The organism is Streptomyces sp. NPDC048643 (assembly GCF_040650615.1).
GTDB lineage: Bacteria > Actinomycetota > Actinomycetes > Streptomycetales > Streptomycetaceae > Streptomyces.
Genome location: NZ_JBEZHO010000008.1, coordinates 194,907 through 220,310, shown reverse-complemented (window position 1 = coordinate 220,310; position 25,404 = coordinate 194,907). Strand labels below are relative to the sequence as shown.

Genomic DNA, 25,404 nt, shown 5'->3' with positions numbered 1-25,404 from the left:
TCGATCCGTCGCGTCGGGGGGCAGACGGACCGCCGAAGTGGTCGCCGAACTCGCAGTCTAGGGTGGGCGACCCGAGTGGCCCGCCCGGCCGTCCTCGGGGGAATGGCCGGGCGGGCCCCGTAGTCCCAGAAAGAGCCACCAAAGGGGAGGCAGCACCATGAGCGAGACCGAGAAGCCGATCGCCGAGCCGGACAACACGCACGTCACCGGTGGTGAGGACGGCGAGGAGATCACCCCGCTGAACACCCACGTGACGAGCAGCCCGATCAAGCCGCTCGCCGCGTCGGACGGCGAGGCCAAGCCGGACAACACCCACGTGACGGGCAACCCGGCCTAGAGCCGCACCACACGGGGACCGGAGGCCGCGGCGGCGCGGAGGGGGAGCCGCCGCGGCCGACGTGTGTCCGGGCGTCGCCGGTCTCCCGGTGGCGCCCGTTCGTTCGTCACCGCCCCCGCAACTCCCCCTTCAGCACCTTCCCGCTGGCGTTGCGCGGGAGTTCGTGGACGAAGTCGACCGTGCGGGGGACCTTGTAGTTGGCCATCTCCCGGCGGGACCAGGCGATCAGGTCGTCGGCGGTGAGGGTCGAGTGGGGGCGGCGGACGACGTAGGCGCGGCCGACCTCGCCGAGGCGGGTGTCCGGGGTGCCGACGACCGCGACGTCGGCGACGTCCGGGTGCAGGCCGAGGAGTTGCTCTATCTCGGCGGGATAGGCGTTGAAGCCACCGACGATGAACATGTCCTTGATCCGGTCGGTGATGCGGAGGTTGCCGGCGGGGTCCAGGACGCCCACGTCACCGGTGCGCAGCCAGCCGTCCGGTGACAGCACCTCCGCCGTCGCCGCCGCGTCCTCGAAGTAGCCGCTCATCACGTTGAAGCCGCGCACCAGCACCTCGCCGGGTGCGCCGGGCGGCGCGTCGGCGCCCGCGGAGTCCACCACCCGCACCTCGGTGTCCGGGACGGCCCGGCCCGAGGTCGTGGCGATCACCTCCGGCGGGTCCCCCCTGCGGCACATGGTGACGATGCCGCTCGCCTCGGAGAGGCCGTACGCCGTCAGGACCGTGGCCACGCCCAGTTCCCTGCGCAGGCGTTCCACCAGACGCAGCGGCACCACCGCCGCGCCGGTGACGACCAGGCGCAGCGCGGAGAGGTCGTACGCGTCCCGGGAGGGGTGGTCGAGCAGCGACTGGTGGAGGGTGGGCGGGCCGGGGAGGACCGAGACGCGTTCCGCGGCCACGTTCGCGAGGACCGTGTCCACGTCGAACACCGGCTGCGGGATCATCGTCGCCCCGCGCATCAGGCAGGCGATGATCCCGGCCTTGTAGCCGAAGGTGTGGAAGAACGGGTTCACGATCAGGTAGCGGTCGCCCTCGCGCAGGCCGGCGAGCTCGCTCCAGATCGCGTAGCCGCGCAGGGTCTGGGCGTGGGTGATCAGGGCGCCCTTGGGGCGGCCGGTGGTGCCGGAGGTGAAGATGATGTCCGAGGGGTCGGCACCGGACACGGCGGCGGCCCTGCGGCGGACGGCGTCGTCCCCCACCCCCTCCCCGTCCGCGAGGAAGTCCTTCCAGGTGCGGAAGTCGGCGGGGGCGTCGTCCGCGAGGACCACGACCTGCTCCAGGTGCGGGAGTCCGGGCAGCGGGCCGGAGCCGGGACCCTCGCCGGCCGCCCGCCGCAGCGAGGCCACGTACGAGGTGCCGAGGAACGTGCCGGTGACGAACAGCAGCCTCGCCCGGCTCCGGTCCAGTACGTACGCCGCCTCGGCGCCCTTGAAGCGGGTGTTGAGCGGCACCAGGACCGCGCCCGCCGACACCGCGCCGAGGGCGGAGACGATCCAGTCGAGCGTGTTCGGGGCCCAGACGGCCACCCGGTCGCCGGGCCGGACACCGCTCGCCATGCAGGCCGCCGCCGCCCGCTCCACCCGGGCTCCCAGCTCCTCGTAGGAGACACGGGTCCGGCCCTCGACGACCGCCTCGCGGCCGGCGAAGCGGGTGGCCGCCGACCGCACCAACCCCGGGACGCTTCCCCACTCCAGGTCACCGCGCATCGAGCACCTCCCGCTGCAGCACCACTAGCTGACTGACCGTCAGATTAGCTGTAGCCTGACGACCTGTCAGCAGCCGGGACCGTGCGCGGAGGTGCACCCATGCCAGGGATCAAGGACGCCACGGCCGTCGTCGGCATCGGCCAGACCCCCTTCGCCAGACAACTCCCCGACTCCGAGAAGACCTTGGCCTGCCGCGCCATCCTCGCCGCGCTCGACGACGCCGGCATCGCGCCCGCCGAGGTCGACGGCCTCGCCTCGTACACCATGGAGGAGACCGACGAGGTGGAGGTCGCCAAGGCCGTCGGGTTCGGCGACCTCAGCTTCTTCAGCAAGGTGGGCTACGGCGGCGGCGGTTCGTGCGCCACCGTCGCGCATCTCGCCGGGGCGATAGCCTCCGGCCAGGCGACGGTGGGGGTGGCCTGGCGGTCACGGAAGCGGGGTTCGGGACCCCGGCCGTGGAAGAACACGGCCGTACAGCTCCCCACCCCGACCCAGTGGACGCGGCCCTTCGGACTGCTGCGGCCCGCCGACGAGATCGGGATGCTCGCCCGCCGCTACCTGCACGAGTTCGGCGCGACCCGCGACCACCTGTTCAACGTGGCACTGGCCTGCCGCAACCGCGCCAACCAGAACCCCGCCGCGATGATGTACGAACGCCCGCTGACCCGCGAGATGTACATGACCTCCCGCTGGATCAGCGAACCCCTCTGCCTCTTCGACAACTGCCTGGAGACGGACGGCGCGCTGGCCTGCGTGATCGTCTCCGCCGAGCGCGCCCGCGACTGCCGGCAGCGGCCCGTGTACGTCCACTCCGCCGCCCAGGGCCTGCCCGCCCAGCACCACGGCATGGTCAACTACTGGAACGACGACCCGCTCACCGGCCCCGCCTGGGCCGCCGCCCGACACCTGTGGAAACACGCCGACTTCACACCCGAGGACGTGGACGTCGCGCAGATCTACGACGCGTTCACCCCGCTCATCCCGCTGTCCCTGGAGGGCTACGGCTTCTGCGGCCGGGGCGAGGGCGCGGCCTACACGGAGGGCGGCGCGCTGGAGATCGGCGGCCGGCTGCCCCTGAACACCGGGGGCGGCGGGCTCAGCGAGGCCTACGTGCACGGCTTCAACCTCATCAACGAGGGCGTGAAGCAGTTGCGCGGCACGAGCACGGCGCAGGTGCCGGGTGCGGCGACCTGCCTGGTCACGGCGGGGGAAGGGGTTCCCACCTCCGCTCTCCTGCTGAGGAGTTGAGATGGACGAGTCCCTGCTCTCCCCCGTCCTCGACGACGACGGCGCGCCCTTCTGGGAGTACGCGGCCCAGGGCGAACTGCGCGTCCAGGGCTGCGCCGACTGCGGTGAACTGCGCTTCCCTCCCCGGCCCTGCTGCCCGCACTGCCACTCCTTCGCGAGCGCGTGGCGCCGGATGACCGGGCGGGGGAGGATCTGGTCGTACGTCGTCCCGCATCCGCCGCTCCTGCCCGCCTACGCGGAGCTGCCCGGCTACAACGCGATCGTGGTGGAACTGGCCGACGCGCCACGGATCCGGCTGGTCGGGAACCTGGTGAGCGGTCCGGACGCGGCCCTCAACTCCGTCTCCCCGGACCGGATCCGCATCGGGGCACGGGTGCAGGCGGTGTTCACCGAGGTGAACGGCATGACCGTGCCGCGCTGGGTCCTGGAGCGGGCGTGAGCGCGGACGGGCCCACCGGCGCCGGGGGCCCGGGGGGCGGCGAAGGCGGCCGGGGTCTCGCGGTCGCCGTCGACAAGGACACCGGTGTCGCCGTCCTCACCCTCGACCGGCCGCACCGGCTGAACGCCATCGACCTGGCCACGGCCGCCGAACTGGCCGACACCTGGCGGGCGTTCCGGTTCGACGACACCGTGCGGGCGGTCGTCGTCACGGGCGCCGGGCCGCGCGCCTTCTGCACCGGCATCGACCGGGACGCGCAGGTGCCGCAGCCCTCGTCCCCGTACATGGTGGACGACCCGCTCGCCACGATCGGACCGAAGGCCAACGACCTGTGGAAGCCGGTGATCGCCGCCGTGCACGGGATGGCGTGCGGCGGCGCCTTCTACCTGCTCGGCGAGGCGGAGTTCGTGGTCGCCGACGAGACGGCGGCCTTCTTCGACCCGCACACGACGTACGGCATGGTCAGCGCGTACGAGTCGGTCTACCTCGCCCAGCGCATGCCGTTCGGGGAGGTAGCCCGGATGGCGCTGATGGGGACCGCCGAACGCATCTCCGCCCGGCGCGCGTACGAGGTCGGACTGGTCTCCGAACTCACGCCCCCGGGAGGCGCGGTGGCGGCGGCCGTGGCGTGCGCGGCCGTCATCGCGTCCTATCCGGCCGACGCCGTCCAGGGCACCGTGCGGGCGCTCTGGCAGGCGCAGGAGGCGACCCGGGCGGCAGCCCTCGCGCACGCCCCGCAGCTCGTCTCCCTCGGCAACCTGCCGGGCGCCCGTCAGGCGGAGCTGTTCGCGGGGCGACGCCCGGGCGGATTCCGGACGCGGTGAGCCGCGTCGAGGTCAATACCGGTCGACAGTGGCGCGTCGATCGACCTCGCAGTGGTCGAGCCGGTCCAAAGCCCCTGTACTGGCGGCAGCCACCCGGAGGGTCGCCTTGCCGTTCGCGGGCACCGACACCTGGTCGGTGGTGTCGGCCATGGTGAAGCCGGTGTCGTCCTTGTAACCGACCTTCACGGTGAAGAGAGCCTCGCGGCCGTTCGGATTCCTGACCTCGACGGTCGTGTACGGGTCGTCCGTGCTCGCGCACCGCTTGAGCACCGCGGTGCCGTCCTTCAGCGGCCGGGAAGTGCCGGACGAGGTCGCGGTGGGAGTGGAACGGTGGGTGGGCCGCGAACGGTACGTGCCGCCCGTGCCGCCACTGGTGCTCGTCCCGGAGCCGTACGCGTCGTCGGACGAGCCGCCGTACGGGTCGCTGGACGAACCACCGTACGGGTCGCTGCTGGACGAGCCGCCGCCGTACGAACCGCCGCCCGACGTCGATGTCGACGACGAACTGTCGTGGTCCTGGCGGGAACTGCTGCACCCGCCGCCGCTGCTGTGATGGCTGCGGCTCCCGTGACGGCCGGTCGAGAAGCCGGTCAGAGCCAGCACGACCATCACCGACACCGCTGTGAACCTGAGTGTGCGCCCCCGCGTGTACATGACCTCACCCTACCCAGGGCGGCCGAACGCACTCCGCCGAGGGACGCACCGGCACCGGGCCTCAGGTCGTACGAGCCGTAGCGGTCCCCTTCTCCGCGTCGAGCGCGTACACGCAGCGGTCCTTGCTGCACGCGTACACCACACCGTCCTTGACGACGGGGGCGCCGGTGATCTCGCCCCCGGTCGCCAGCTTCCAGCGCAGCCGGCCGTCGTCGGCCTTCAGCGTGTACAGCAGGTGGTCGGTCGAACCGAAGTGGATGCGGCCCTCGGCGACCGCGGGGGCGCCGACCAGGTCGCCGCCCGCCTGGAAGCGCCACTTGGGGGTGCCGGTCACCGCGTCCAGCGTGTACAGACCCTTGCCGCTGCCCACGTGGACGTGGCCCGCGGCGACGAGGACCGGCTCCACGGAGGCGCGGGACTCGGTGGCGATGCGCCAGCGGTCCCGGCCGTCGGTGGCGTCGAGGGCGTACACCGTGCCGAGGTAGTCGGCGAGGTAGACCCCACCGCCCGTCACGGCGGGACCCGGCGCGAAGGTGGGCGGGCTGAGGAAGACGGCCGGGGCCTCGAAGTGCCAGCGGACCCGGCCGCTCGCCACGTCGACGGCCAGGACGCGGGTGCCGGCGGAGATGTACACGTAGCCGTCGGGGGCGGGGGTGATCCGCACCGGCACACCGCCGCAGGAGGCCGCGTCGCCGATGGGGTACGACCAGCGTTCCTCGCCGGTCCGGGCGTCCAGGGCGCGCAGCCGGGCGTCCTTCCAGACGTACACCGTGCCGTCGTGGACGGACGGGCCGGCCTCCGGCGACTCGAAGTCCGTCTGGGCCCCGCTGATCTCCCAGAGTTTCTGGCCGTTGGAGGCCTCCCATGCCTGGACGCCGCCGCCGCGCGTGCCGGTGACGACCGTGCCCCGATCGGCCTTGAGCGAGTAGACCCAGGCGTCCGTGGACAGCCGCCACAGGTCGGCGCCCTCGCGGGCGTCGAGAGCGAACAGGGTCGGCCCGTCGGAGGCGTGGATCCGGCCGTCCGCGACGGCCATCGACCAGGCCACGTCCCGCGTCTTGAAGCGGCGCCGACCGGTCGCCACGTCGAGGGCGTGCACCTCGAAGGAGGTGACGTAGACGAGGTCACCGGCGACCGAGGGGGTGCCCCACACGTCGTTCGACATGCGGAAACGCCACGGGCGCCAGCCGGCGGGCGCCTCGGGCGAGGGGGCGGGCGGCGCGACCGTGGGCGCCAGGTCGGCGCCGTTCACCCCGACGCGCGGCCGGGACCAGGACGCCGCGAGACCGGCCTCCGGCGGGGGCGCCTTCACGGCGGCGGCGCGGGCGTCGGCGACGCGCGGGCCGGGGCCGATGGACACCTTGGCGCCCGCCAGGCGCACCGGACCGGTGTCGGGCGCGCCGACGGCGACCGGGGCGTGCGACGGGGGCGGCGGCACCGCGGGGCGTCCGCCGCCGCTGCGCGCCCCGCCGGACGCGGGCTTCACCGGCGGACGGCCGCCACGGCGCGTCTCGATGAGGCCCACCGCCCGCTCGGGCAGCCACGCCGACGCCGTACCGCTGTCGTCGGAGCCGGAGCCGAAGAGGTGGGGGGCGAGCTGGGCCTGGAGGTCGGCGGGGTTGGGGCGGCCCGTGGCGTCCATCTGCATACAGGACTCGATGAGCGGGCGCAGCTCGTCCGGGAGGCCTTCCAGGTCCGGTCCCTCGCGGAGCAGCATGAACACCGTCTCGACGGGGTTCGCGCCGTGGAAGGGCGCGTGTCCGGTCGCGGCGAAGACCAGCATCGAGCCGAGCGAGAAGACGTCGCTCGCGCCGGTCACGCTGCGCGAGTCCTTCGCCTGCTCCGGCGACATGTAAGCGGGGGTGCCGACCGCGACGTTCGTCATGGTCAGACGGGTGTTCGAAACGCCGGACGCGATACCGAAGTCGATCACCCGCGGTCCGTCCTCGACCACCAGGACGTTCGACGGCTTCAGGTCACGGTGGACGAGTCCCGCGCCGTGGATCGACTGGAGCGCCTCCGCGACGCCCGCCGCGAGCCAGCGCACCGCCTGGGCCGGGAGCGGCCCGCACTCGTTCACTATTTCCTCGAGCGAGGGGGCGGGGACGTAGGCGGTGGCCAGCCAGGGCACCGCGGCGCGCGCGTCGGCGTCGACCACGGCCGCCGTGTAGAAGCCCGACACGGCGCGGGCCGCCTCGACCTCGCGCGAGAAGCGGACCCGGAACAGCTGGTCCTCGGCGAGTTCCGTCCTGACCGTCTTGATCGCCACGCGCCGGCCGGAGGCCGAGCGCGCGAGATAGACCAGCCCCATGCCGCCGGCACCCAGCCGTCCCAGCACCTCGAACGGCCCGATCCGCCGCGGATCGTGCTGCGTCAGCTGATCCACCACTTGCCTGCCACCTCCCCGTACGGGTCGCGTCATCCACGTGTGAACGCGGCCCAGTGCAGCGTCTCACCACCGCACCGCCGTGGCGGCACGCACCCCGATTCTTCCTGGCCGAGCCACAGGTTGCGAACCCGGACGCGGATCGGGGTGTCTCATGACAAAACACCCGCTCCAGGAGGAGTACGGGCGGTCCGGCCCGGCCGTTCACGGCCGAATGACGCCCCTCGTCCCGGATGTACCCCGTCCTCCGGCGCCGGATGTCCCCCTTCAGCGTTCGAGGACGGCGAACGACGCCCCCTGATTGTCCGTGACCACGGCCACCCGTCCGTACGACGTGTCGAAGGGCGGCACCTGGACCCGGCCGCCGAGCCGGTTCACCGTCCCGAGCGCCTCGTCGCAGTCGCCGACCCCGAAGTGCACGAGGAAATGGGGCGGCATCTCGGCCGGGAAGACGCCGGAGACGGGGACGCGGCCGAAGTCGGGCGTCGCGTCGGGCCCGAAGAGCGCGTCGTGGAACAGGGTGCCGTAGAAGCGGTCGACGGTCGCGGTGTCCCGCGCGTACAACTCCGCCCAGCAGAAAGTACGGCGTTCGTGACGCCGGCCGAATCCGGCGTGGCTGCCGGGCTGCCACAGGCCGAACACGGCACCCTCCGGGTCCGTGACGAGTCCCGCGCTGCCGAAGTCGCCGGAGGGGCCGGGCATCTCGGTCGGCGCGGTGATGACCTGGCCGCCCGCCGCCGTGATCCGGCGGGACAGCGCCCGCGCGTCCGGCGTCGCGAAGTACACCGTCCACACCGTGGGCATGCGGCCGTCCCGCTTGGGCGTGAGCCCGGCGACCGGCGCACCGTCCAGTTCCGCCAGGGCCATCGGGCCGGCCCCCGCGGTTCCCTCGGCCGCCTCCGGGAACGTCCAGCCGAACAGCTCGCCGTAGAAGCGCTTTCCCGCCTCCACGTCGGGCAACTGGGCGTCGACCCAGCAGGGCACACCCTCGGAGAACCCGGCGACAACGGCAGATTCGGCCATGCGATCAAGCTAACGGCCCCGGGCTCATCGCGCAGAGCGGGCGCATCCGCACCGGTGACACCCCGTAGGAGACCTCCACGACCCCTGTGACGGACGGCCGCACCCCATTTGCAGTCGGCCGAATCGCGCTCCGATCACCCCTCGGTAAGCTGACGGCATGACAGGACAAGTGCGTACCGTCGACGGCCGCGTGGCCGGACGACGTGGGCAGGCGACCCGGCAGAAGCTGCTCGACTGCCTCAGCGAGATGCTCAGCTCGTCGCCCTACCGGGATGTCAAAGTCATCGACGTCGCCCGGAAGGCGGGCACGTCGCCGGCGACCTTCTACCAGTACTTCCCGGACGTCGAAGGCGCCGTCCTGGAGATCGCCGAACACATGGCCACCGAGGGCGCCGGGTTGACCCAGCTGCTCGAAGGGCGCTCGTGGGTCGGCAAGGCCGGCTGGCAGACCGCGCAGGAACTCGTGGACGGTTTCCTGGAGTTCTGGCGGAAGAACGACGCGATCCTGCGCGTGGTCGACCTCGGCGCCGCCGAGGGGGACAAGCGCTTCTACAAGATCCGCATGAAGATCCTGAACTCCGTGAACAACTCGCTCACGGACTCGGTGGCCGACCTCCAGGCCAAGGGCAAGGTCGACAAGGACGTGAACCCGGCGGCCATGGCCGGTTCCCTCGTCGCCATGCTCGCCGCGGTCGCTTCGCACCAGAGGGGCTTCCAGACGTGGGGCGTCAAGCAGGCTGAACTCAAGCCGAACCTCGCGCTGTTGGTGCATCTGGGCGTGACCGGGAAGAAGCCGACGAAGTAACTTACCCAACCTTTTCGCCCCAACTCCTGTCATGCGGGCGGCAGTTCACTCCGGAGGCATGCTCCGGCGAACTGCCGCCCGCTGCGCTGTACGGACACGGGAGCACAGGGCGGCGGTCCGGGCATCCGGCGGGGCCGGCTACCCGGGCGGCGGTCCGTCCACGGCGTCCGGGGTGGCGGTCGTGTGCCGCCGGACGATCCTGAAGAGCCGGATCTCCCGGTCCACCCTCGCCTGGTAGGTGGCGTAGGGCGGCCAGAAGGCCAGCGCCGTCCGCCACACCCCGGCCCGTTCCTCCCCCGTGAGGAGCCGCGCGGTCACGGGGATGTCCTCGCCCTTCCAGCTGATGACCGCGTCGGGGTGCGCGAGGAGGTTGGCGGTCCAGGCGGGGTGGCCCGTACGGCCGAAGTTGGAGCCGACGAGGATCCAGCCGCTCTCCGGAGCGCCCGCGACCCCCTCGGCGTCCGTGGAACCCACGGTGTGCACGGCCCCTACGGCACCCGTCTCGTCCGGGGCCCGCGCCGCTCCGGCCTCCGGCATGCAGGCCAGGGGTGTGCGGCGCTCCAGGCCGCTGCGGGCGCCGCGGGCGGTGAGGACGATCCCCGGCAGCATCTGGGCGCTGAGCAGCACCTTGCCGCGGGTCAGGCGGTGCACGGCCCGGTCGAGGGCCGGGATGAGATGGGGGGCCACCTTGGCGAAGGTCCGCGTGGAGGAGACCCGCTGCACCAGCCGGACCCCGGGCACCCTCCGCGCCCCGGTCCCGACACCGGGCCCGACGGCGCCACCGACACCGGGCACCCCTCCACCCGGCCCCCCGTCACCGCTCACCCCGGACGACTCTCCGGCCCGGCTTCCTTCACCACTTGTCCCGGGCACCCCTCCGCTCGGGCCCCCCTCACTGGTCGCCCCCGTCGACCCTCCGCCCGCGCCCGCGCCCGCGTCACCGCTCACCCCGGACGACCCGGCCGGAGCCTCGGCAGCGCTCCCCTCAGGCGACCGTCCGGTGGGGCCCACATCACCGCTCACCCCGGGCGATTCTCCGCCCGCGCCCCCGTCACCGCTCACCCCGGACGACCCTCCACCCGGACTCACATCTCCGCTCACCCCGGGCGACTCTCCGGCCAGGCTTCCGTCGCTGTTCACTCCAGGTGACCCTCCGCCCGGGACCTCACCCCCACCTGCCCCCTCCGCCCCGCCACCGGAGGGCCCGCCGTCCCGACTCCCTGCACCGCCCGCTGCGCCGGCCTCCGCCTCGCCACCGCTCACCTTGTCGCCCTCCGCCCCGCCACCACTCACCGCGTCCTCCCCTGCGTGGGTACCGCTCCCCATGTCCTCCCCCGGGTCCTCCCCGGGACCCGGGTGCCTGGCCGGCGGCATCAGACCCTCACCTCTGCGGCGTCGAAGAGGCGGGCCGTGTCGGCGGCGTGGGCGCGCAGTCGGTGGACGGGGCCGAAGAGGAGTTCGTCGCCCGCGGCGCGCTTGAAGGAGAGGTGCGCGTCGTGCTCCCAGGTGAAGCCGATGCCGCCGTGCAACTGGATGCCTTCGGAGGCGGCGGCGCGCAGCGCCTCCAACGCCTGGGCCAGGGCGAGTCCGCCCACACGCTCGGCGCCGGTTCCCGCGGCCCAGGCCGCGTAGTAGGCCGCCGAGCGGGCCGCCCTCACGCCCACGTACACGTCGGCGAGCCGGTGCTTGACCGCCTGGAAGGAGCCGATCGCGCGACCGAACTGCTCGCGCGTCCGCACGTGTTCGACGGTGCGCTCCAGTGCGCGGTCGGCGGCGCCCACGGCCTCGACCGCGAGGACGGCGGCGGCGGCGTCTCCGGTGGCGGCGAGGGCGGCGGGCACGTCGGCGCGCTCGTCGCCCAGCAACTCGGCTCTCACGTGACGGAGTTCGATCCGGGCCTGGGGGCGGCTCGCGTCGAGAGAGGTCTGCCGTACGCGGACCATGCCCGCGGCCTCGGCCCGCACCAGGAAGAGCAGGGTCCGGGACCGGGCGAAGCCGCCGGTGTGCGCGGCCACCACCAGCAGTCCGGCGCTGTGTCCGTCGAGGACCTGCGTCGCCTGCCCGTAGAGCCGCCACCCGCCGTCCGCGCGGCGGGCCTGGACGCCTCCGGCGCGGCCGCCGCCCGCCCAGTCGCCGTGGTTGTCGTCGACCAGCGCGAGCGCGGTGGCCAGGCCCGCGCCCGGCACCGCGAGTGCGGCGGTCAGTTCGCCGGAGGCCAGCCGGGGAAGCAGGGCGGCGCGCTGGGCCTCGTCGCCGAGGGCCAGGATCAGCGGGGCGGCGAGGGCGGCGGTGGCGAGGAGCGGGGCGGGGGCGAGGAAGCGGCCCGACTCCTCGAAGGCCAGGGCGAGTTCGGTCACCGAGCAGCCGATCCCGCCGTACCGCTCGGGCAGGGCGAGGCCGGGCAGTCCGAGCTGCCGGGACAGGGTCTCCCAGAGTGACCGGTCGTGGCCCTCGGGGCTGTGTGCGGCGGCCCGGAGGTCGTCCGGGCCGCACCGTTTGACCAGCACCTCCCGCAGGGTGCGCCGGATCTCCTCCTGCTCCGCGGTGAGACGGGCGTCCATGGGCGGGCTCCTCCCTGGGGCAGCCTGCGGGATCCGCCGATCCCCTGATCTGACGGGCCGTCATGTTAGGTCGGACGGTTCCAGATGCACAGGGGTGCGGACACCTCCCGGCGGCCCAGTTATCTGATGTACCGTCAGATTCATGACGCATGCCACCCCGGGCCGGAGCGGTCGCAAGGTCGCCGTCGTCGGCATATCCCTCTCCGACTGCGGTCGCGTGGACGAGGCGACTCCCTACGCGCTGCACGCCCAGGCGGCCCGCCGCGCGCTCGCCGACTCGGGTCTGGACCGCTCGGTGGTCGACGGTCTCGCGTCGGCGGGCCTCGGCACCCTCGCCCCCGCCGAGGTGGCCGAGTACCTGGGGCTGCGGCCCACCTGGGTCGACTCGACCTCCGTCGGCGGGTCCACCTGGGAGGTCATGGCGGCGCACGCGGCCGACGCCATCGCGGCGGGCCACGCCAACGCCGTCCTGCTCGTCTACGGTTCCACCGCCCGCGCCGACGTCAAGACGGGCCGGCGCACCGGGAACCTGTCGTTCGGCGCCCGGGGACCGCTCCAGTTCGAGGTCCCGTACGGGCACACCCTGATCGCCAAGTACGCGATGGCCGCCCGCCGTCACATGCACACCTACGGAACCACGCTCGAACAGCTCGCGTCGGTCGCCGTCCAGGCCCGCGCGAACGCCGCCCACAACCCGGAGGCGATGTTCCGCTCCCCCGTCACCGTCGACGACGTCCTGTCGGGGCCGATGATCGCGGACCCCTTCACCAAGCTGCACTGCTGCCTGCGCTCCGACGGGGGCGCGGCGGTGCTGCTGGCGGCCGAGGAGTACGTACGCGACTGCCGCACGGAGCCCGTGTGGGTGCTCGGCGCCGGGGAGCACGTCTCGCACACCAGCATGTCCGAGTGGGCGGACTTCACCGTGTCCCCGGCGGCGGTCAGCGGCCGGCTCGCCTTCGAGCGCGCCGGGGTCCGGCCCGCGGAGATCGACGTCGCCGAGATCTACGACGCCTTCACCTACATGACCCTGGTGACCCTGGAGGACCTCGGCTTCTGCGCGAAGGGCGAGGGGGGCGCGTTCGTGGAGGCGGCGAAGGGGCGGCTGCTGGTGGGCGGGGAGCTGCCGGTGAACACCGACGGGGGCGGACTGTCGGCCCAACACCCGGGCATGCGGGGGCTGTTCCTCCTGGTGGAGGCGGTACGACAACTGCGCGGCGAGGTGCCGGAGGCCCGCCAGGTGCGTCGGGCCGACGGCACTCTCCCGCAGCTGGCGGTGGCGTCCGGGACGGGCGGCTGGTTCTGCTCGTCGGGAACGGTGCTGCTGGGCCGGGGGTGAGAGGGCGCGTGCACCTGCCCGGCGACGGCGTGCGTCCGCGCTCCAGGGCGATACTCGACGGCATGGAACCGGATCTTCATGAGCTGCTGAGATCGCTGCGGGTGTGGGACACGGAGCTGCCGGGCTTCGAGCCGGACGACGCGCCGGCGGACCCGCTGACCCTGTTCGCCCGGTGGCTCGCGGAGGCCGCGGCGGCCGGGCAGACCGAGCCGCACACGATGTCGCTGGCGACGGCGGACGAGGACGGTCTGCCCGACGTCCGCACGGTGATGCTGCACGGCGCGGACGACCGGGGCTGGGCGTTCGCCACCCACGCGACCAGCCGCAAGGGCCGCCAGCTCGCCGCCCGCCCGTACGCGGCCCTCGGCTTCTACTGGCCCGCGCAGGGGCGCCAGGTCCGGCTCCGGGGCCCGGTCACCGTCGCCTCTGCGGAGGAGAGTCAGACGGACCTGCACGCCCGCTCCACGGGCGCGCTGGCCGCGGCCCTGGTGGGCCGGCAGAGCGCCGTCCTGCCCTCCCTGGCGGACCTGGACCGCGCGTCGGACGCGGCCTGGAAGCAGGCCGAGCAGTCCCCGGACACCCCGGCCCCCACCTGGACCCTCTACCGGCTCCACCCCACGGAGGCGGAGTTCTTCCAGGGCGACCCCCGCCGCCGCCACGTACGCCTCACGTACCACCGCACGGCCGAGGACTGGACGACGGAACTGTTGTGGCCGTGACGCAGCCGGAGCGGGTCCCGCGCGCCGCTCTAGCTTCCGCCGCGTGAGCCGTCCGTCCCGCTGCCTCGTCCCCGGCCGCCCGTGAAGGCGTAGGCGGCGAAGTCCGCGACGGGGCGGTAGCCGATGCGCTGGTAGAGGCCGTTGCTCGTGGGATTGGCGAGGTCGGCGAAGAGCAGCACCTCCTGGGCGCCGGCCGCCCGCGCGGCGCGGCTCACCTCGGCGGTGACGGCACCGGCGTATCCGCGGCCGCGCAGGGAGGCCGGGGTGTAGACGGGCGCGACGCGTATCTGACCGGCGACCAGTGGTGTCGCGCCCGCCATGGCGACCGGGGTCCCGTCGGGTGTCTCCCAGAGGGAGACGCCACCGTAGGAGATCCGGTCGTCAGCCCACTCCCCTCCGTCGCGCTGCGCGCTTCCGCCGATGACATCCGCGAAGTCCCGGTACCAGCGGGCGAGCAGCTCCCGGTCGGTCTCGTTCGCCACCCTGACGCGCCCGGCAGGCGCGGGAGCGGGGGGCGTCAGGTCCACGAGCCGGTACAACCGTTCGCTGCGATCCCGAACGGCCGTCGCCCCCGTGCGTCGGCGCCAGGCCTCGGCGAAGGCGCCAGCAGTGTCCGGCTCCGCCGTGGCGCCGGGCAGCGTGGTGTCCAGGTCCGCGAGCAGTGCGGCGAGGGCGTCCGCGTCCCGCTCGTCCACGGCCGTGAGGTTCAGGCGGTACGGCGGCGTACGGAAGAACGTCGCACGGACGGCACCGCCCCGCTCCAGCACACCGAAGAGCGGGGGCTCCTCGCCCCACCCGCCCAGCCCCCGCCTGCGCAGGGCGTCCGTGACCGTCAGCGGAACCGTGTGCCGCGCTGGCCTCGCCCGCAGGAAGTCCGTGGCCCGGCCGAGGAACTCGTCGAGGTCACGGGTGAGCTGCCAGTCGTACGCAACGGACGTCATGCTCGATGATCCCGTGCGCCCGCGGCCGGACGCCTCAGGTTTTCGGCGGTCGTCCGCCACCGAGCCCACACCCGGAGTCTCCGGCGGCCGCCGAGGCATCCTCACCCCCCGACAGCGGGCTCCGGGTCCCCCGTGACGCGGCCGTGCAGGTGGACGTCTCGGAACGCGTCGTGGCGGCCCGCCTCGAACATGGCGCCGCGCAGGGTTCCCTCGGCGCGGAAGCCGCAGCGTTCGGCGACGCGGCAGGAGACCTCGTGGCCCAGGGCGTGGCCGAGTTCGAGGCGGTTCAGGGCCAGGTCGGCGAAGCCGTAGCGGGCGGCGAGGGTCAGGGCGCGGGTGGCGACGCGGCGGCCCCGTGCGTCCGGGAGGACCCAGTAGCCGACGCGGGCGCAGCTCATGACGTGGTCGATCTCGTTGACGCCGATGTGGCCCAGCGTCTCGCCGCTCTCCGCGTCCGTGACGCAGAACGAGACGTTGGTGCCGCTCGTGGCGCTCGCGATCCGGGACCGCAGCGCCTCCCGGGCGCCGTCGATGTCCCGGATGAACCGGAGCGGGGTGTTCCAGCGCTGGAACTCCGGATCGGTCAGTCCGCGCAGATACGCCGAGACGTCGGCGTCCGACTCCGCGTCCCAGGCGCGCAGCCGAAGACCGAGCCCGCTCAGCTCGGGGAAGGGGCGGACGGCGAACTGTTCGTGGACCTCGGCCATCCAGCCATTGAAACCCCTCCGGGCACCGGGGTCACGTCCGGGGCAGTCCGGGCCCGCTCGCCCCGGTCGGCCGGAAGACGGGGATCCCGGACCGGAACGCGACCTTCAGGTCCATGCCGATCAGCAGGTCGGCCGGCTCGCATCCGACGACCTCGGTCATCATCCGGGGCCCCTCCGCGAGGTCGACGACGGCGGCGACGTACGGCACACGGCTCCCGAACGGCGGCAGGTCGTTCCGGTGGACGACGGACCAGGTGTAGAGCGTGGCGCGGCCGCTCGCGGGCCGCCAGCTCACGTCCTCGCTCCAGCAGAGCGGGCAGAACTCCCGGGGGTAGTGGTGGGCGCGGTCGCAGGCCCCGCAGTGCCGGATCAGCAGCCGCCCCTCGGCCGCCGCGTCCCAGTAGGGGCGGGTGAACCCGTCCACCTCCGGCACGTCGGAACCGGGGGCGGGGGATGCGGCGGGAGCGGTGGAGGCAGCGGGGGCGGGGCGAGCCGAGAGAGCGGGGCGCGGGGAGGGGGCGGGTGCCGGTGACTCCGTGTCCGCGACCGGTGTGTCCCGCGATCCCGGCGCGCGCCCTGCGGTGGGTGTGGCCGCCGCGGGTACCCGCGGCGGTACGGTCGCGGCGGTCCCCGCGGGCTCCGTCCCGCCCCGCCCCGTACGCGGCCCGCTCATCGGAACAGTCCCAGCGCGTCGTCCAGCGACCAGGTCTGCCAGGCCATCCCGAACAGCGCGACGACCGAGATCAGCGCCATCATCGCGTTCTGCCCCTGCTCCGCCCAGTCGTGGATCATCAGCGTGAAGTAGAGGAGGTTGAGGAGCAGGCCCGCGATCAGGGCGACGGGGGTGAGGAGTCCGGCCACCAGGCCGAGGCCCAGGGCCAGTTCGGCGTACACGACGACGTACGCCATCGCCCGTGGGCGCGGGGCGACGACGGTGTCGAAGCCCGAACCCACCGCGCTCCACCGGTGCTTGTGCGCGACGTCCGCCGCCCACGCGATGCCGGTCCCCCGCTCGAACCAGCCCTTCCTGTCCTTGTGCCGCCAGCTCTCCAGCCACCACAGCCCGAGGCCGATCCGCAGCACGGCCAGCCACTCCGCCCCGCCGAGCCAGATCGTGTCCATGGAGCAACCTCCCGCGGAAAGCCGTGGATGCGGCCGGCCGAAGCCCGATCCGACCACCTCATCTGACGGTACGTCAGTTTCGGTGTTCCGGGTGCGCGCGCGCAAGGGACGTGACGTGGACACCGGTGCGGGCGGGGCGAGTTCGGCCGCGCGGTTCGCCGTCCGCGCGCAGCCGCACGCGCGGCGGATCCGCCCGCCGGCGAAGGCGCACCGGCCGCGACCCCCGTCGCCCGCACCCGGCCCGCGGCCCCCCGCCCCCACCTGCCACGATCACCGCCTCGCGCCCTCTCCCGCCCCGATGAGGTGACCTACGCCACCGGCCGCACCCCCTCCTCCACCAGCCGTGATCAGTTCGCAACCGATTCCGGTCTTGACCGAGACCTATCAACCGAAGTCGTGATTACGCTCGCGCACATGGCCGACTCGACTGCTTCCACGACATCCCGCCCGGTGCCGTCCCACGAGGACCGCCCCGTGTACGTGATCGGGGGCGGCCCCGGCGGACTCGCCGCGGCCCACGCGCTGCGCGCCCGGGGTGTACGGGCCGTCGTGCTGGAGAAGTCGGACCAGGTCGGCGCGTCCTGGCGACGGCACTACGACCGGCTCCACCTGCACACCACCCGGCGGCTCTCGGCGCTTCCGGGGCTCCCGATGCCGCGCAGGTTCGGACGCTGGGTGTCGCGCGACAACGTGGTCCGCTACCTGGAGAAGTACGCCGAGCACCACCAGCTGGAGATCGTCACCGGCGTCGAGGTCTCACGCGTCGAGCCCGCCCCGGGCGGCGACGGCTGGCTGCTGCACGCCACCGGCGGCCGGGAGCTGACCGGCAGCGCCGTGGTCGTCGCCACCGGCTACAACCACACCCCGCGCATCCCCGACTGGCCCGGCCGCGACACGTACACCGGTGAGCTGCTGCACGCCGGCGAGTACCGCAACCCCGCGCCGCACGCCGGCCGCGACGTCCTCGTCGTCGGCGCCGGCAACACGGGCGCCGAGATCGCCGTGGACCTGGTCGAGGGCGGGGCCGAGCGCGTACGGCTCTCGGTGCGCACCGCGCCGCACATCGTCCGGCGCTCCACGGCCGGCTGGGCGGCGCAGTTCACGGGGATCGCCGTACGACGTCTCCCGGTGCGTCTGGTGGACGCGCTCGCCGGTCCGATGGCGAAGCTGAGCGTTCCCGACCTGGCCGCGCAGGGCCTGCCCCGGCCGGACATCGGGCTCTACTCCCGGGTCAACGAGGGATCGATCCCGGTGCAGGACGTCGGCCTCATCGACGCCGTCCGCAAGGGGAAGGTCGAGGTCGTGGCCGCGGTGGAGGGGTTCGAGGACGGCAAGGTGGTCCTCGCGGACGGCGACCGGATCGGCCCGGACACCGTGATCGCCGCGACCGGATACGACCGCGCCCTGGAGGGCCTCGTCGGGCACCTCGGTGTGCTCGACGGCCGTGGCCGTCCGGCCGTGCACGGCGCGCGCACCCCGAAGAGCGCGCCCGGCCTGTACTTCACCGGGTTCACCAACCCGATCAGCGGCATGTTCCGCGAACTCGCCCTGGACGCCGAGAAGATCGCGAAGGCGGTCGCCCGGCACACCTCCGGACGCCGGAAGACCGCCGCCGACGCCGGCTGAGCCGCCCACCCCTCCACCCGGACCCCGGCGTGCGGCGCACCGCCCCGCACGCCCCGAGTGCCGCCGCGCGGCGGCGTGGGCCGCGCCGGGCGGATCCGCGCCGCCAACTCCCCCGGTGCTCCAGCGGTGGGACGACGCGGCCACCTCCCGCGGCGGTCCGGTCGCCTACGCCCCGCCGGGCGTCCTCACCGGATACGGCCCGGCCCTGCGCAGGCCCCGCGGCGGCATCCACCGGGCGGGTACCGGGACCTCCACCTCCTGGGACGGCTGCGTGGACGGCGCCGTCCGCTCCGGCGAACGCGTCGCGAAGGGGATCCTGGCCGCCCTGTGACGGCCCACGGCCCACGGCCCCCGCCTGACATCGGCAGGCGGGGCGCCACCGCCGCGCGGGGCCGGTCAGGAGGCCGCCGTCAGCTCCGCCAGCTTCTGGAACTCGCCGAGGTCGTAGTTGGCGAGCGTCGAGTCAAGGTTGGTGAGCGCGCCGAGCCTCTCGACGAAGCCCTTCGGGTCGTACTCGATCTGCACGGTGACGCGGCTGGTCGTGTCGCTCAGCCGGTGGAAGGTGACCACTCCGGCGTGTTCGACGCCCTCCACGGTGTGCCAGGCGATGCGGTCCTCCGGGACCACCTCGGTGAGTTCCGCGACGAAGTTCTTGTCGGCGCCCGGCAGTTGGAGCTGCCAGGCGAATTGCTGTCCGTCGAGCCTGTCGACCCGGCGCACGTGACTCAGGAAGGCCGGCCACCGGGTGACGTCGCTCCACAGTGCCCATGAGACGGAGACGGGGGCCTGGACATCGACGGTTTCGACCAGAGAGGCGGACAAGGCGACTCCTCACAGATTCCGGGCTCCGGGCGGAGCGTTCCGGCGGTTTCGGGTACCCGCGCCGGGACCACGCATGCGGGCGCGACGGTGGAGAGACCGGTGGCGACCGAGCCACCCGGGCCCGCGCAGCCCCGGTGCCCGTGCGCGGGCCGGGCGGCGGGCGGGTCGTCCGAACGGGCGAATCACGGGCTCGTGGCCAATCCGCCGCGCGTGCCGTACCGGAGTCATCGACGAGGGCCCGTCGAAGGTGGGGCCCGTCGGCCGTGCCCAGACTTCGCACGCCGCACGTTGGCATCTCCGGTGAAGGCCCGAGATCTCCAGTCCACCGCCGCTGACGGGGTGGCGCGGACTGGACGGTCCCCGTGGCCCGGTCGAGGCGGCGCAGTACGTCGCCTCGGCCGAGGCCGCGTTCACGGGGACTCGTGCGGGTGGCGGATTCGGCACCGCCACCCGCAACGACCCCGCCGCGATCCGACCGGCGGAAGGACTCCGCCGCGTCAGGGGGGCCGACGCACGCCCGCGGAGGCGGACTCCTCACGGCAACCGATCCGTCCCGTAAGCCCATGGCCCATCGATGGCAACAGGGTCGCGCCTCCCCGTACGGCCTAAGGGGCTCCACCGTGTCGGTGTCGGAATCCCGGGCGGTTCCCGGTCCGCCGACCCCCCTCCCACCTGTGAATTCTCCGTGAGGGTGGGCCAGGTGACGCGGCCTCGGGGGAACCGGTGCGAACCTCCGGGGTGCTCGGCGTGCTTTCCTGCGGCTTGCGCAGCGATGCGTGGTGGTGTGTCCCTGGCCGGCAGTCCCCGTTGCCTTTCCTGCCGTCCTGGACAGTGCGAGTTCTCTCGCCGCGGTGCCGACCGTCAGTGCCACCTCACCCATGCCCCCTGTTCCGCCGCACGGCGCGAGGCGGGGGCCTGTGTCCGGAAGGAACTCTGTGAAGGCAACGACCACCGGGCCGCGTTCGCGACGCGTCCTGGACCACTCCCTGCTCGTGCTCGGCACCGGCGCCCTGGCGTGCGCGGTGAGCGTCCTGAGCCTGGCGCCCGGCGTCAGCGAGGCGTCCAGCCACCGCGAGGCGCCGCTCATCGCCGGTGACCCGCGGGCGGACAACACCGACGTCTACGCGTTCACCAGCCGCGACAAGTCCGACAGCGTCACCTTCGTCGCGAACTGGATCCCGTTCGAGGAGCCCAACGGCGGCCCGAACTTCTACGCCTTCGCGGACGACGCCCGCTACAACATCAAGATCGACAACGACGGTGACGGCAAGGCCGACCTCACCTACACCTGGCACTTCCGCAACCAGGTCCGGGACGCCGCCAACCAGTTCCTCTACAACACCGGCCAGGTCACCTCGCTCACCGACCCGGACCTGAACTTCCGTCAGGTCTACGACCTGGTCGTCACCAAGAACGGCCGGAGCAGGACCATCAAGGCCAACGTGCCGGTGGCGCCGTCGCGGGTGGGTCCGGCTTCCATGCCGAACTACGGCGCGCTGCGGAACCAGGCTGTGAGCCCGCTCGCCGGCGGCGGCAAGACGTTCGCCGGCCAGGCCGACGACCCGTTCTTCGCCGACCTCCGCGTCTTCGACCTGCTCTACGGCGGCAACCTGTCCGAGCGGGGCCAGGACACCCTGGCCGGGTACAACGTGAACTCCGTCGCGCTGCAGATCCCCAAGAAGCAGCTCGCCCTCAGGGGCAACAGCTCCCGCAACCCGGTCATCGGCGTCTGGTCCACGACCGACCGCAAGGGCGTGCAGATCTCCGACTCCCGCACCCGGCACGACACGTGGCGCCAGGTGTCCCGGCTGGGCAACCCGCTGGTCAACGAGGTCGTCGTCCCGCTGAAGTACAAGGACGCCTTCAACACCCTCAACCCGGACCAGGACCGCACCGTGAAACCGGTCGTGGACAAGGTCTACGACCCGATCCTGCCCAAGCTGATCCAGAAGGTCTACGGGATCCCGGCGCCCGCCACGCCTCGCAACGACCTCGCCGACATCTACCTGACCGGCATCTGCAAGGCGTGCGGCCCCATCAAGGCCGACCTCAACGCGCACCGGCTGAACAAGGACGCGAGCCCGCGGCGGATCGTGCCCGCCGAGGAACTGCGCCTGAACATGGGCGTGCCCGCCACCGCGAACCCCCAGCGGTACGGGGTGCTCGCGGGTGACCTGGCCGGCTTCCCCAACGGCCGTCGTCTCACCGACGACGTCATCGACATCTCGCTGCAGGCCGTCGAGGGCGCGGCCCAGACCGGGACGCTCGTCCCCGCGCTGGCCGACGGCGACAAGGTCGACGCCAACGAGGTGCCGTTCGGCACGTCGTTCCCCTACCTGGCGCTCCCGCACACCAAGTCCGTGAACAGCGGCCCCGGTGGCAGCGAGACGCGCCAGTCGTCGCTGAAGACCCCCAGCGCGGCCGGTGCCGGCGTTCTGGGCTCCCTGATGCTGGGCGTCGGCGGCTGGCGACTGCGTCGCCGGAACAAGACCAGCTGACGCCTCCCGTCACGAGGCATCTCGCCGGTGCCCGTCCCGCCACGCGGGCCGGGCACCGGCTCATCAGCAGGGAGCCCTCATGCACGACCACACCTCCACACCCGGCCCGACGCGGTCCGGCAGCCGGGTCCGCAGCGCCGTCGTCGCGCTGACGCTCGGCGCGGCCCTGTTCACCGCCGGAGCCATCGGTCTGGCGCCGGACGGAAACACCACGGCGCGGTCCGGCCCGCGCACCGCACCGGCCAGGGGCTCACTCGGCGCCCTCCAGGCCCGGGTACGCAAGACGCCGAAGGACGCGGGCGCGTGGGCGGCCCTCGGCATGTCCTACGTCCAGCAGGCCCGCACCACCGCCGACCCGGCGACCTACGATCGCGCCGAGAAGGCACTGCGCCGCTCGCTGGCCGAGCAACGCGACGACAACACCAACGCGCAGATCGGCATGGGCGCCCTCGCGGCGGCCCGCCACGACTTCCCCACCGCGCTCGCCTGGGCCCGGCGGGCCACCGCGACGGACCCGTACAGCTCCGTCGCCTACGGGGTGCTCGCCGACGCCTACACCCAACTCGGCCAGTACCCCGCCTCCTACCGGGCCGTCCAGCGCATGAACGACCTGCGTCCCGACGCGCCCGCCCTCGCCCGCGCCTCGTACACCTTCGAGCTGCGCGGCAGGACCGACCAGGCCGTCACCCTCATGCGGCGGTCGCTGGACGCCGCCTCGACCACCGGTGAACGCTCCTTCGCCCACACCGTCCTGTCCACCCTGGCCCTGCAGACCGGCGACACCCGCCGGGCGTTGCGGGAGGCCGAGACCGGACTGCGGAACGCGCCGGGCGACTCGGCCCTCCTCGAAGCCCGCGCGCGTGCCCGGGCAGCGCTGGGACGGACGCGGCAGGCCGTCGGCGACTATCAGGCCGCGATCGCCGTCGCACCGCTCCCGCACTACCTCCTCGGACTCGGCGAACTCCAGCAGTCGCTGGGGCACCGGGAACAGGCCGAGGCCCAGTACGCCGTCCTGCGCGGGCAGGAGACCATCCGCCGGACCGGCCGCACCCCCGCCGACACGGACGCGATCCTCTTCGAAGCCGACCACGGAAGTCCCGCACGCGCGGTCACGATGGCCCAGGAAGCCCTGAGAGCAAGGCCGTTCATCGCGGTGCACGACGCCTGCGCCTGGGCCCTGCACCGGGCCGGCCGTGACGGGGAAGCGCTCCGACAGGCCGATCAGGCTCTCGCCCTCGGCACCCGCAGCGCGCTCTTCCGGTATCACCGCGCGGTCATCCGGCACGCCCTCGGCGACGACACCGCGGCACGCTCGGACCTCGAGGCGGCGCTGCGCACCGAGCCGCACTTCCACCCTCTGCACGCGGCCACGGCACGTGCCCTGCTCCAGCGGATCGACGAGACTCCATGACCCACACCGTGCGGCGCGCCGCGCTCACAGCAGCCTTTGTCGCCCTGGCCGGCGCGGTCGGCCTCCCTTCGGCCGGCGCCGCGCCGGCCCACCCCCTGGGCAACTTCACCGTCAACTACCACACGGGACTCAGCCTTCGTCCCGACCGTCTCGACGCCGAGGTGGTCGTCGACCGCGCGGAGATCTCGACGCTCCAGGAACGCGCCGAGGTCGACGCCGACCACGACGGCACCGTCTCCCCCGGCGAGAGGCGCACGTACGCCGGGGCGTCCTGCGCCTCGCTCGGCCGGCAACTTCACACGTCCGTGGCGGGAACCCCCGTCCTCTGGTCGACCGTCTCGGCCGGGATGACGTACGAACCCGGCCAGGCCGGCCTCAGGACCAGCCGCCTCACCTGCGCCTTCACCGCGGCCGCCGACCTCTCCCGCCCCACCGACGTCGACGTCCGCACCGCCTACGACACCCAGCGCATCGGCTGGCGCGAGATGACCGTCCAGGGCCACGGCGTCCGGACCACCGGCACCGGCCTGCCCGCCGTCTCCCCCACCGACGAACTGCGCCACTACCCCCGCGACCCTGCGGCCGGTCCGCTCGACCAGCGCACCGCCCGGATGCACACCACGCCCGGCGCCGGCCCCGCGGCGGCCCCCGGCCGCACCGTCCTGCCGGGAACCGGCTGGCTCAGTCGGGCTCTCGGGGCGACGTCGGCCGTCTTCGACTCACTGGTCGGCAGCCGTGAACTCACCGTCCCCATCGGGCTGCTGGCGCTTCTGCTGGCCTTCGTCCTCGGCGCCTCGCACGCCGTCCTCCCGGGCCACGGCAAGACGATCATGGCGTCGTACCTCGCCGGCCGTCGCGGAACCCGACGGGACGCGATCACCGTAGGCGCCACCGTCACGCTGACCCACACCGCGGGCGTGCTCGTCCTGGGCCTCGCCCTCCCGGCCGCCACGCATCTGGCCGGCGAGACCGTCCTGAACATGCTCGGAGCGGCAAGCGGCCTGATCGTCACCGGCATCGGACTCTGGCTCCTCACCTCCGCCCTCCGCGACAAGCCCCCTCACGGTCACCACCACCATCACGGCGCGGCCCACGGCCATCACCACCACGGCGACGCGAACAGCGGTCACCACCCCGGCCGTAGCCGTCACGGTCACGACGGTCACGAGTCCGACGGCCACGACCACGGCGCCACCGGTCACACCCCCAGCCCCGGAACACAGCTCCCGCAGATCCCCCAGCGCCGTGCACCGCAGCCGACGGGCGCGGGCGTGGCCACACTCGTGGAACCGGCGGACAGCCCGTCCACCGACACGGCCCACCACTCCACCGCACCACCGCATCGCACCGGCCGGGGCGGCCTCATCGGGATGGGCATCGCGGGCGGCCTCGTCCCCAGCCCGTCCGCACTCGTCGTCCTCCTCGGCGCCGTAGCCCTCGGCCGTACCGCCTTCGGCGTGCTCCTGGTCTTCGCCTACGGCCTCGGCATGGCCGCGACGCTCACCCTCGTCGGCCTTCTCCTCGTGCGCCTGCGCGAACGTCTGGAAAGCCGCATGAAGTCCCCGTCCGAGAGCCGCCACCGCGCCGTTCGCGCACTCACCCGCCTCGGCCCCACGGCGACCGCCCTCCTGGTCGTGATCGTCGGCCTCGGCCTCACCCTGCGCGCGGTGTCGGCCTGAACCCGCGGCGACCGCGGGAGCCGATCGTGGTCGTGCGTCCCATCCCGTTCACGAGGAGACCTATGGATGCGTGGCAGTCGTACGTGGACAGGGACATCCTGGGAGCCGGTCTGACGCAGGGCGCCATCCTCGGGACGGACCGCGCCGCGTGGTCGACCTGGGCCGCCTCGCCGGGTTTCACGGTCTCGGACGCCGAGCGGGAGACCCTGCTCAACGGCTTCGAGGACCCGGCGGCCGCCTTCACCTCGGGAATCGGCGTCAACGGCGGGACGCACCTGACGATCAAGGCGGACGCCCGGTCCCTGCACGGCAGGAAGGGCCCTGACGGCGTGGTCGCGGCCAGGACGGGCGGGGCGATCGTCGTCGGCGTCTACACGAACACCATCACCCCCGGGGCGGCCACGAGCGCCGTGGAAAGGCTCGCCGACCACCTGGCGGAACACCACGACCGACCTCACCCGACCGACGAGGACCCGTGCGGAAACCGCGCGCCGGGAACCCACCCCTGATCCGCGCTCCGAGCCTTTGCCTGCACAACTATTCCTGACACGGCGTCAGTTA

General features: G+C 73.4%; 24 protein-coding genes. 13 read left to right on the top strand and 11 right to left on the bottom strand.

What is annotated here, in order from left to right:
* The first annotated feature begins 157 nt into the window (after positions 1–157).
* Positions 158–337: a hypothetical protein gene (locus AB0C62_RS11315; protein WP_362971836.1), complete on the top strand. Its 180-nt coding sequence runs from the start codon at positions 158–160 to the stop codon at positions 335–337.
* 106 nt (positions 338–443) lie between these two features.
* On the opposite strand, the gene AB0C62_RS11310 is transcribed toward AB0C62_RS11315, so the two are convergent.
* Positions 444–2,042 (bottom strand): FadD3 family acyl-CoA ligase, encoded by a 1,599-nt coding sequence (locus AB0C62_RS11310; protein ID WP_362971834.1) that lies wholly within the window; start codon positions 2,040–2,042, stop codon positions 444–446.
* A 99-nt stretch (positions 2,043–2,141) separates the two neighbouring features.
* Between AB0C62_RS11310 and AB0C62_RS11305 the strand changes: the two genes are divergently transcribed.
* Genes AB0C62_RS11305 through AB0C62_RS11295 form a run of 3 tightly spaced genes read left to right on the top strand, consistent with a single transcriptional unit; the run spans position 2,142 to position 4,553 of the window.
* Positions 2,142–3,290, top strand: coding sequence for a lipid-transfer protein (locus tag AB0C62_RS11305; protein WP_362971832.1), 1,149 nt, complete (start codon positions 2,142–2,144; stop codon positions 3,288–3,290).
* A 13-nt stretch (positions 3,291–3,303) separates the two neighbouring features.
* Positions 3,304–3,729: a zinc ribbon domain-containing protein gene (locus AB0C62_RS11300; RefSeq protein ID WP_362971880.1), complete on the top strand. Its 426-nt coding sequence runs from the start codon at positions 3,304–3,306 to the stop codon at positions 3,727–3,729.
* Positions 3,726–4,553, top strand: a complete 828-nt coding sequence (locus tag AB0C62_RS11295) for an enoyl-CoA hydratase/isomerase family protein (protein WP_362971830.1) — start codon at positions 3,726–3,728, stop codon at positions 4,551–4,553. The genes AB0C62_RS11300 and AB0C62_RS11295 overlap by 4 nt, the downstream gene beginning before the upstream one ends.
* 12 nt (positions 4,554–4,565) lie before the next feature.
* Here the strand turns inward: AB0C62_RS11295 and AB0C62_RS11290 are convergent, their stop codons facing one another.
* From AB0C62_RS11290 to AB0C62_RS11280, 3 genes are all read right to left on the bottom strand, one after another.
* A complete protein-coding gene (locus AB0C62_RS11290) occupies positions 4,566–5,207 on the bottom strand; it encodes a hypothetical protein (protein ID WP_362971828.1) in 642 nt (213 codons plus the stop codon).
* A gap of 61 nt (positions 5,208–5,268) precedes the next feature.
* Complete coding sequence (locus AB0C62_RS11285) at positions 5,269–7,596, bottom strand: serine/threonine-protein kinase (RefSeq protein WP_362971826.1); 2,328 nt, start codon at positions 7,594–7,596, stop codon at positions 5,269–5,271.
* Between the two features lie 264 nt (positions 7,597–7,860).
* Positions 7,861–8,616 carry a VOC family protein gene (locus AB0C62_RS11280; RefSeq protein WP_362971824.1) on the bottom strand — a complete coding sequence of 252 codons (756 nt, stop codon included), beginning with the start codon at positions 8,614–8,616 and terminating at the stop codon, positions 7,861–7,863.
* Between the two features lie 157 nt (positions 8,617–8,773).
* Between AB0C62_RS11280 and AB0C62_RS11275 the strand changes: the two genes are divergently transcribed.
* Complete coding sequence (locus tag AB0C62_RS11275; RefSeq protein WP_362971822.1) at positions 8,774–9,421, top strand: TetR family transcriptional regulator; 648 nt, start codon at positions 8,774–8,776, stop codon at positions 9,419–9,421.
* A gap of 138 nt (positions 9,422–9,559) precedes the next feature.
* On the opposite strand, the gene AB0C62_RS11270 is transcribed toward AB0C62_RS11275, so the two are convergent.
* Together AB0C62_RS11270 and AB0C62_RS11265 are read right to left on the bottom strand one after the other, a co-directional pair.
* Complete coding sequence (locus AB0C62_RS11270; RefSeq protein ID WP_362971878.1) at positions 9,560–10,162, bottom strand: nitroreductase/quinone reductase family protein; 603 nt, start codon at positions 10,160–10,162, stop codon at positions 9,560–9,562.
* Between the two features lie 632 nt (positions 10,163–10,794).
* A complete protein-coding gene (locus tag AB0C62_RS11265; RefSeq protein WP_362971820.1) occupies positions 10,795–11,982 on the bottom strand; it encodes an acyl-CoA dehydrogenase family protein in 1,188 nt (395 codons plus the stop codon).
* A 142-nt stretch (positions 11,983–12,124) separates the two neighbouring features.
* On the opposite strand from AB0C62_RS11265, the gene AB0C62_RS11260 reads away from it, so the two are divergent.
* Both AB0C62_RS11260 and AB0C62_RS11255 read left to right on the top strand, forming a co-directional pair.
* On the top strand, positions 12,125–13,318 hold the full coding sequence (locus tag AB0C62_RS11260) for an acetyl-CoA acetyltransferase (protein WP_362971818.1): 1,194 nt from the start codon (positions 12,125–12,127) through the stop codon (positions 13,316–13,318).
* A 62-nt stretch (positions 13,319–13,380) separates the two neighbouring features.
* Positions 13,381–14,037 (top strand): pyridoxal 5'-phosphate synthase, encoded by a 657-nt coding sequence (locus tag AB0C62_RS11255; protein WP_362971816.1) that lies wholly within the window; start codon positions 13,381–13,383, stop codon positions 14,035–14,037.
* A 29-nt stretch (positions 14,038–14,066) separates the two neighbouring features.
* Here AB0C62_RS11255 and AB0C62_RS11250 read toward each other — a convergent pair whose 3' ends face one another.
* From AB0C62_RS11250 to AB0C62_RS11235, 4 genes are all read right to left on the bottom strand, one after another.
* Entirely contained in the window at positions 14,067–14,978 is a 912-nt protein-coding gene (locus tag AB0C62_RS11250) for a GNAT family N-acetyltransferase (RefSeq protein WP_362971814.1), read from the bottom strand.
* Between the two features lie 101 nt (positions 14,979–15,079).
* The gene (locus tag AB0C62_RS11245; RefSeq protein WP_362971812.1) at positions 15,080–15,685 is read right to left on the bottom strand and encodes a GNAT family N-acetyltransferase; all 606 of its coding nucleotides are present in this window, start codon (positions 15,683–15,685) and stop codon (positions 15,080–15,082) included.
* 31 nt (positions 15,686–15,716) lie between these two features.
* Entirely contained in the window at positions 15,717–16,118 is a 402-nt protein-coding gene (locus AB0C62_RS11240) for a Zn-ribbon domain-containing OB-fold protein (protein WP_362971810.1), read from the bottom strand.
* Between the two features lie 236 nt (positions 16,119–16,354).
* The gene (locus tag AB0C62_RS11235; protein ID WP_362971808.1) at positions 16,355–16,807 is read right to left on the bottom strand and encodes a DoxX family protein; all 453 of its coding nucleotides are present in this window, start codon (positions 16,805–16,807) and stop codon (positions 16,355–16,357) included.
* A 414-nt stretch (positions 16,808–17,221) separates the two neighbouring features.
* Between AB0C62_RS11235 and AB0C62_RS11230 the strand changes: the two genes are divergently transcribed.
* Together AB0C62_RS11230 and AB0C62_RS11225 are read left to right on the top strand one after the other, a co-directional pair.
* Entirely contained in the window at positions 17,222–18,433 is a 1,212-nt protein-coding gene (locus tag AB0C62_RS11230; protein ID WP_362971806.1) for an NAD(P)/FAD-dependent oxidoreductase, read from the top strand.
* 115 nt (positions 18,434–18,548) lie between these two features.
* Positions 18,549–18,764, top strand: a complete 216-nt coding sequence (locus AB0C62_RS11225) for an FAD-dependent oxidoreductase (protein WP_362971804.1) — start codon at positions 18,549–18,551, stop codon at positions 18,762–18,764.
* 65 nt (positions 18,765–18,829) lie between these two features.
* Here AB0C62_RS11225 and AB0C62_RS11220 read toward each other — a convergent pair whose 3' ends face one another.
* Entirely contained in the window at positions 18,830–19,255 is a 426-nt protein-coding gene (locus tag AB0C62_RS11220; protein ID WP_362971802.1) for an SRPBCC family protein, read from the bottom strand.
* 935 nt (positions 19,256–20,190) lie between these two features.
* On the opposite strand from AB0C62_RS11220, the gene AB0C62_RS11215 reads away from it, so the two are divergent.
* The 4 genes from AB0C62_RS11215 (at position 20,191) to AB0C62_RS11200 (ending at position 25,352) form a co-directional block, all read left to right on the top strand.
* A complete protein-coding gene (locus tag AB0C62_RS11215) occupies positions 20,191–21,753 on the top strand; it encodes a DUF4331 domain-containing protein (RefSeq protein ID WP_362971800.1) in 1,563 nt (520 codons plus the stop codon).
* Between the two features lie 79 nt (positions 21,754–21,832).
* Positions 21,833–23,164: a tetratricopeptide repeat protein gene (locus AB0C62_RS11210; protein WP_362971798.1), complete on the top strand. Its 1,332-nt coding sequence runs from the start codon at positions 21,833–21,835 to the stop codon at positions 23,162–23,164.
* Positions 23,161–24,843: a sulfite exporter TauE/SafE family protein gene (locus AB0C62_RS11205; protein ID WP_362971796.1), complete on the top strand. Its 1,683-nt coding sequence runs from the start codon at positions 23,161–23,163 to the stop codon at positions 24,841–24,843. Before AB0C62_RS11210 ends, AB0C62_RS11205 begins: the two co-directional genes overlap by 4 nt.
* 62 nt (positions 24,844–24,905) lie before the next feature.
* A complete protein-coding gene (locus AB0C62_RS11200) occupies positions 24,906–25,352 on the top strand; it encodes a profilin (RefSeq protein ID WP_362971794.1) in 447 nt (148 codons plus the stop codon).
* Positions 25,353–25,404: the final 52 nt, after the last annotated feature.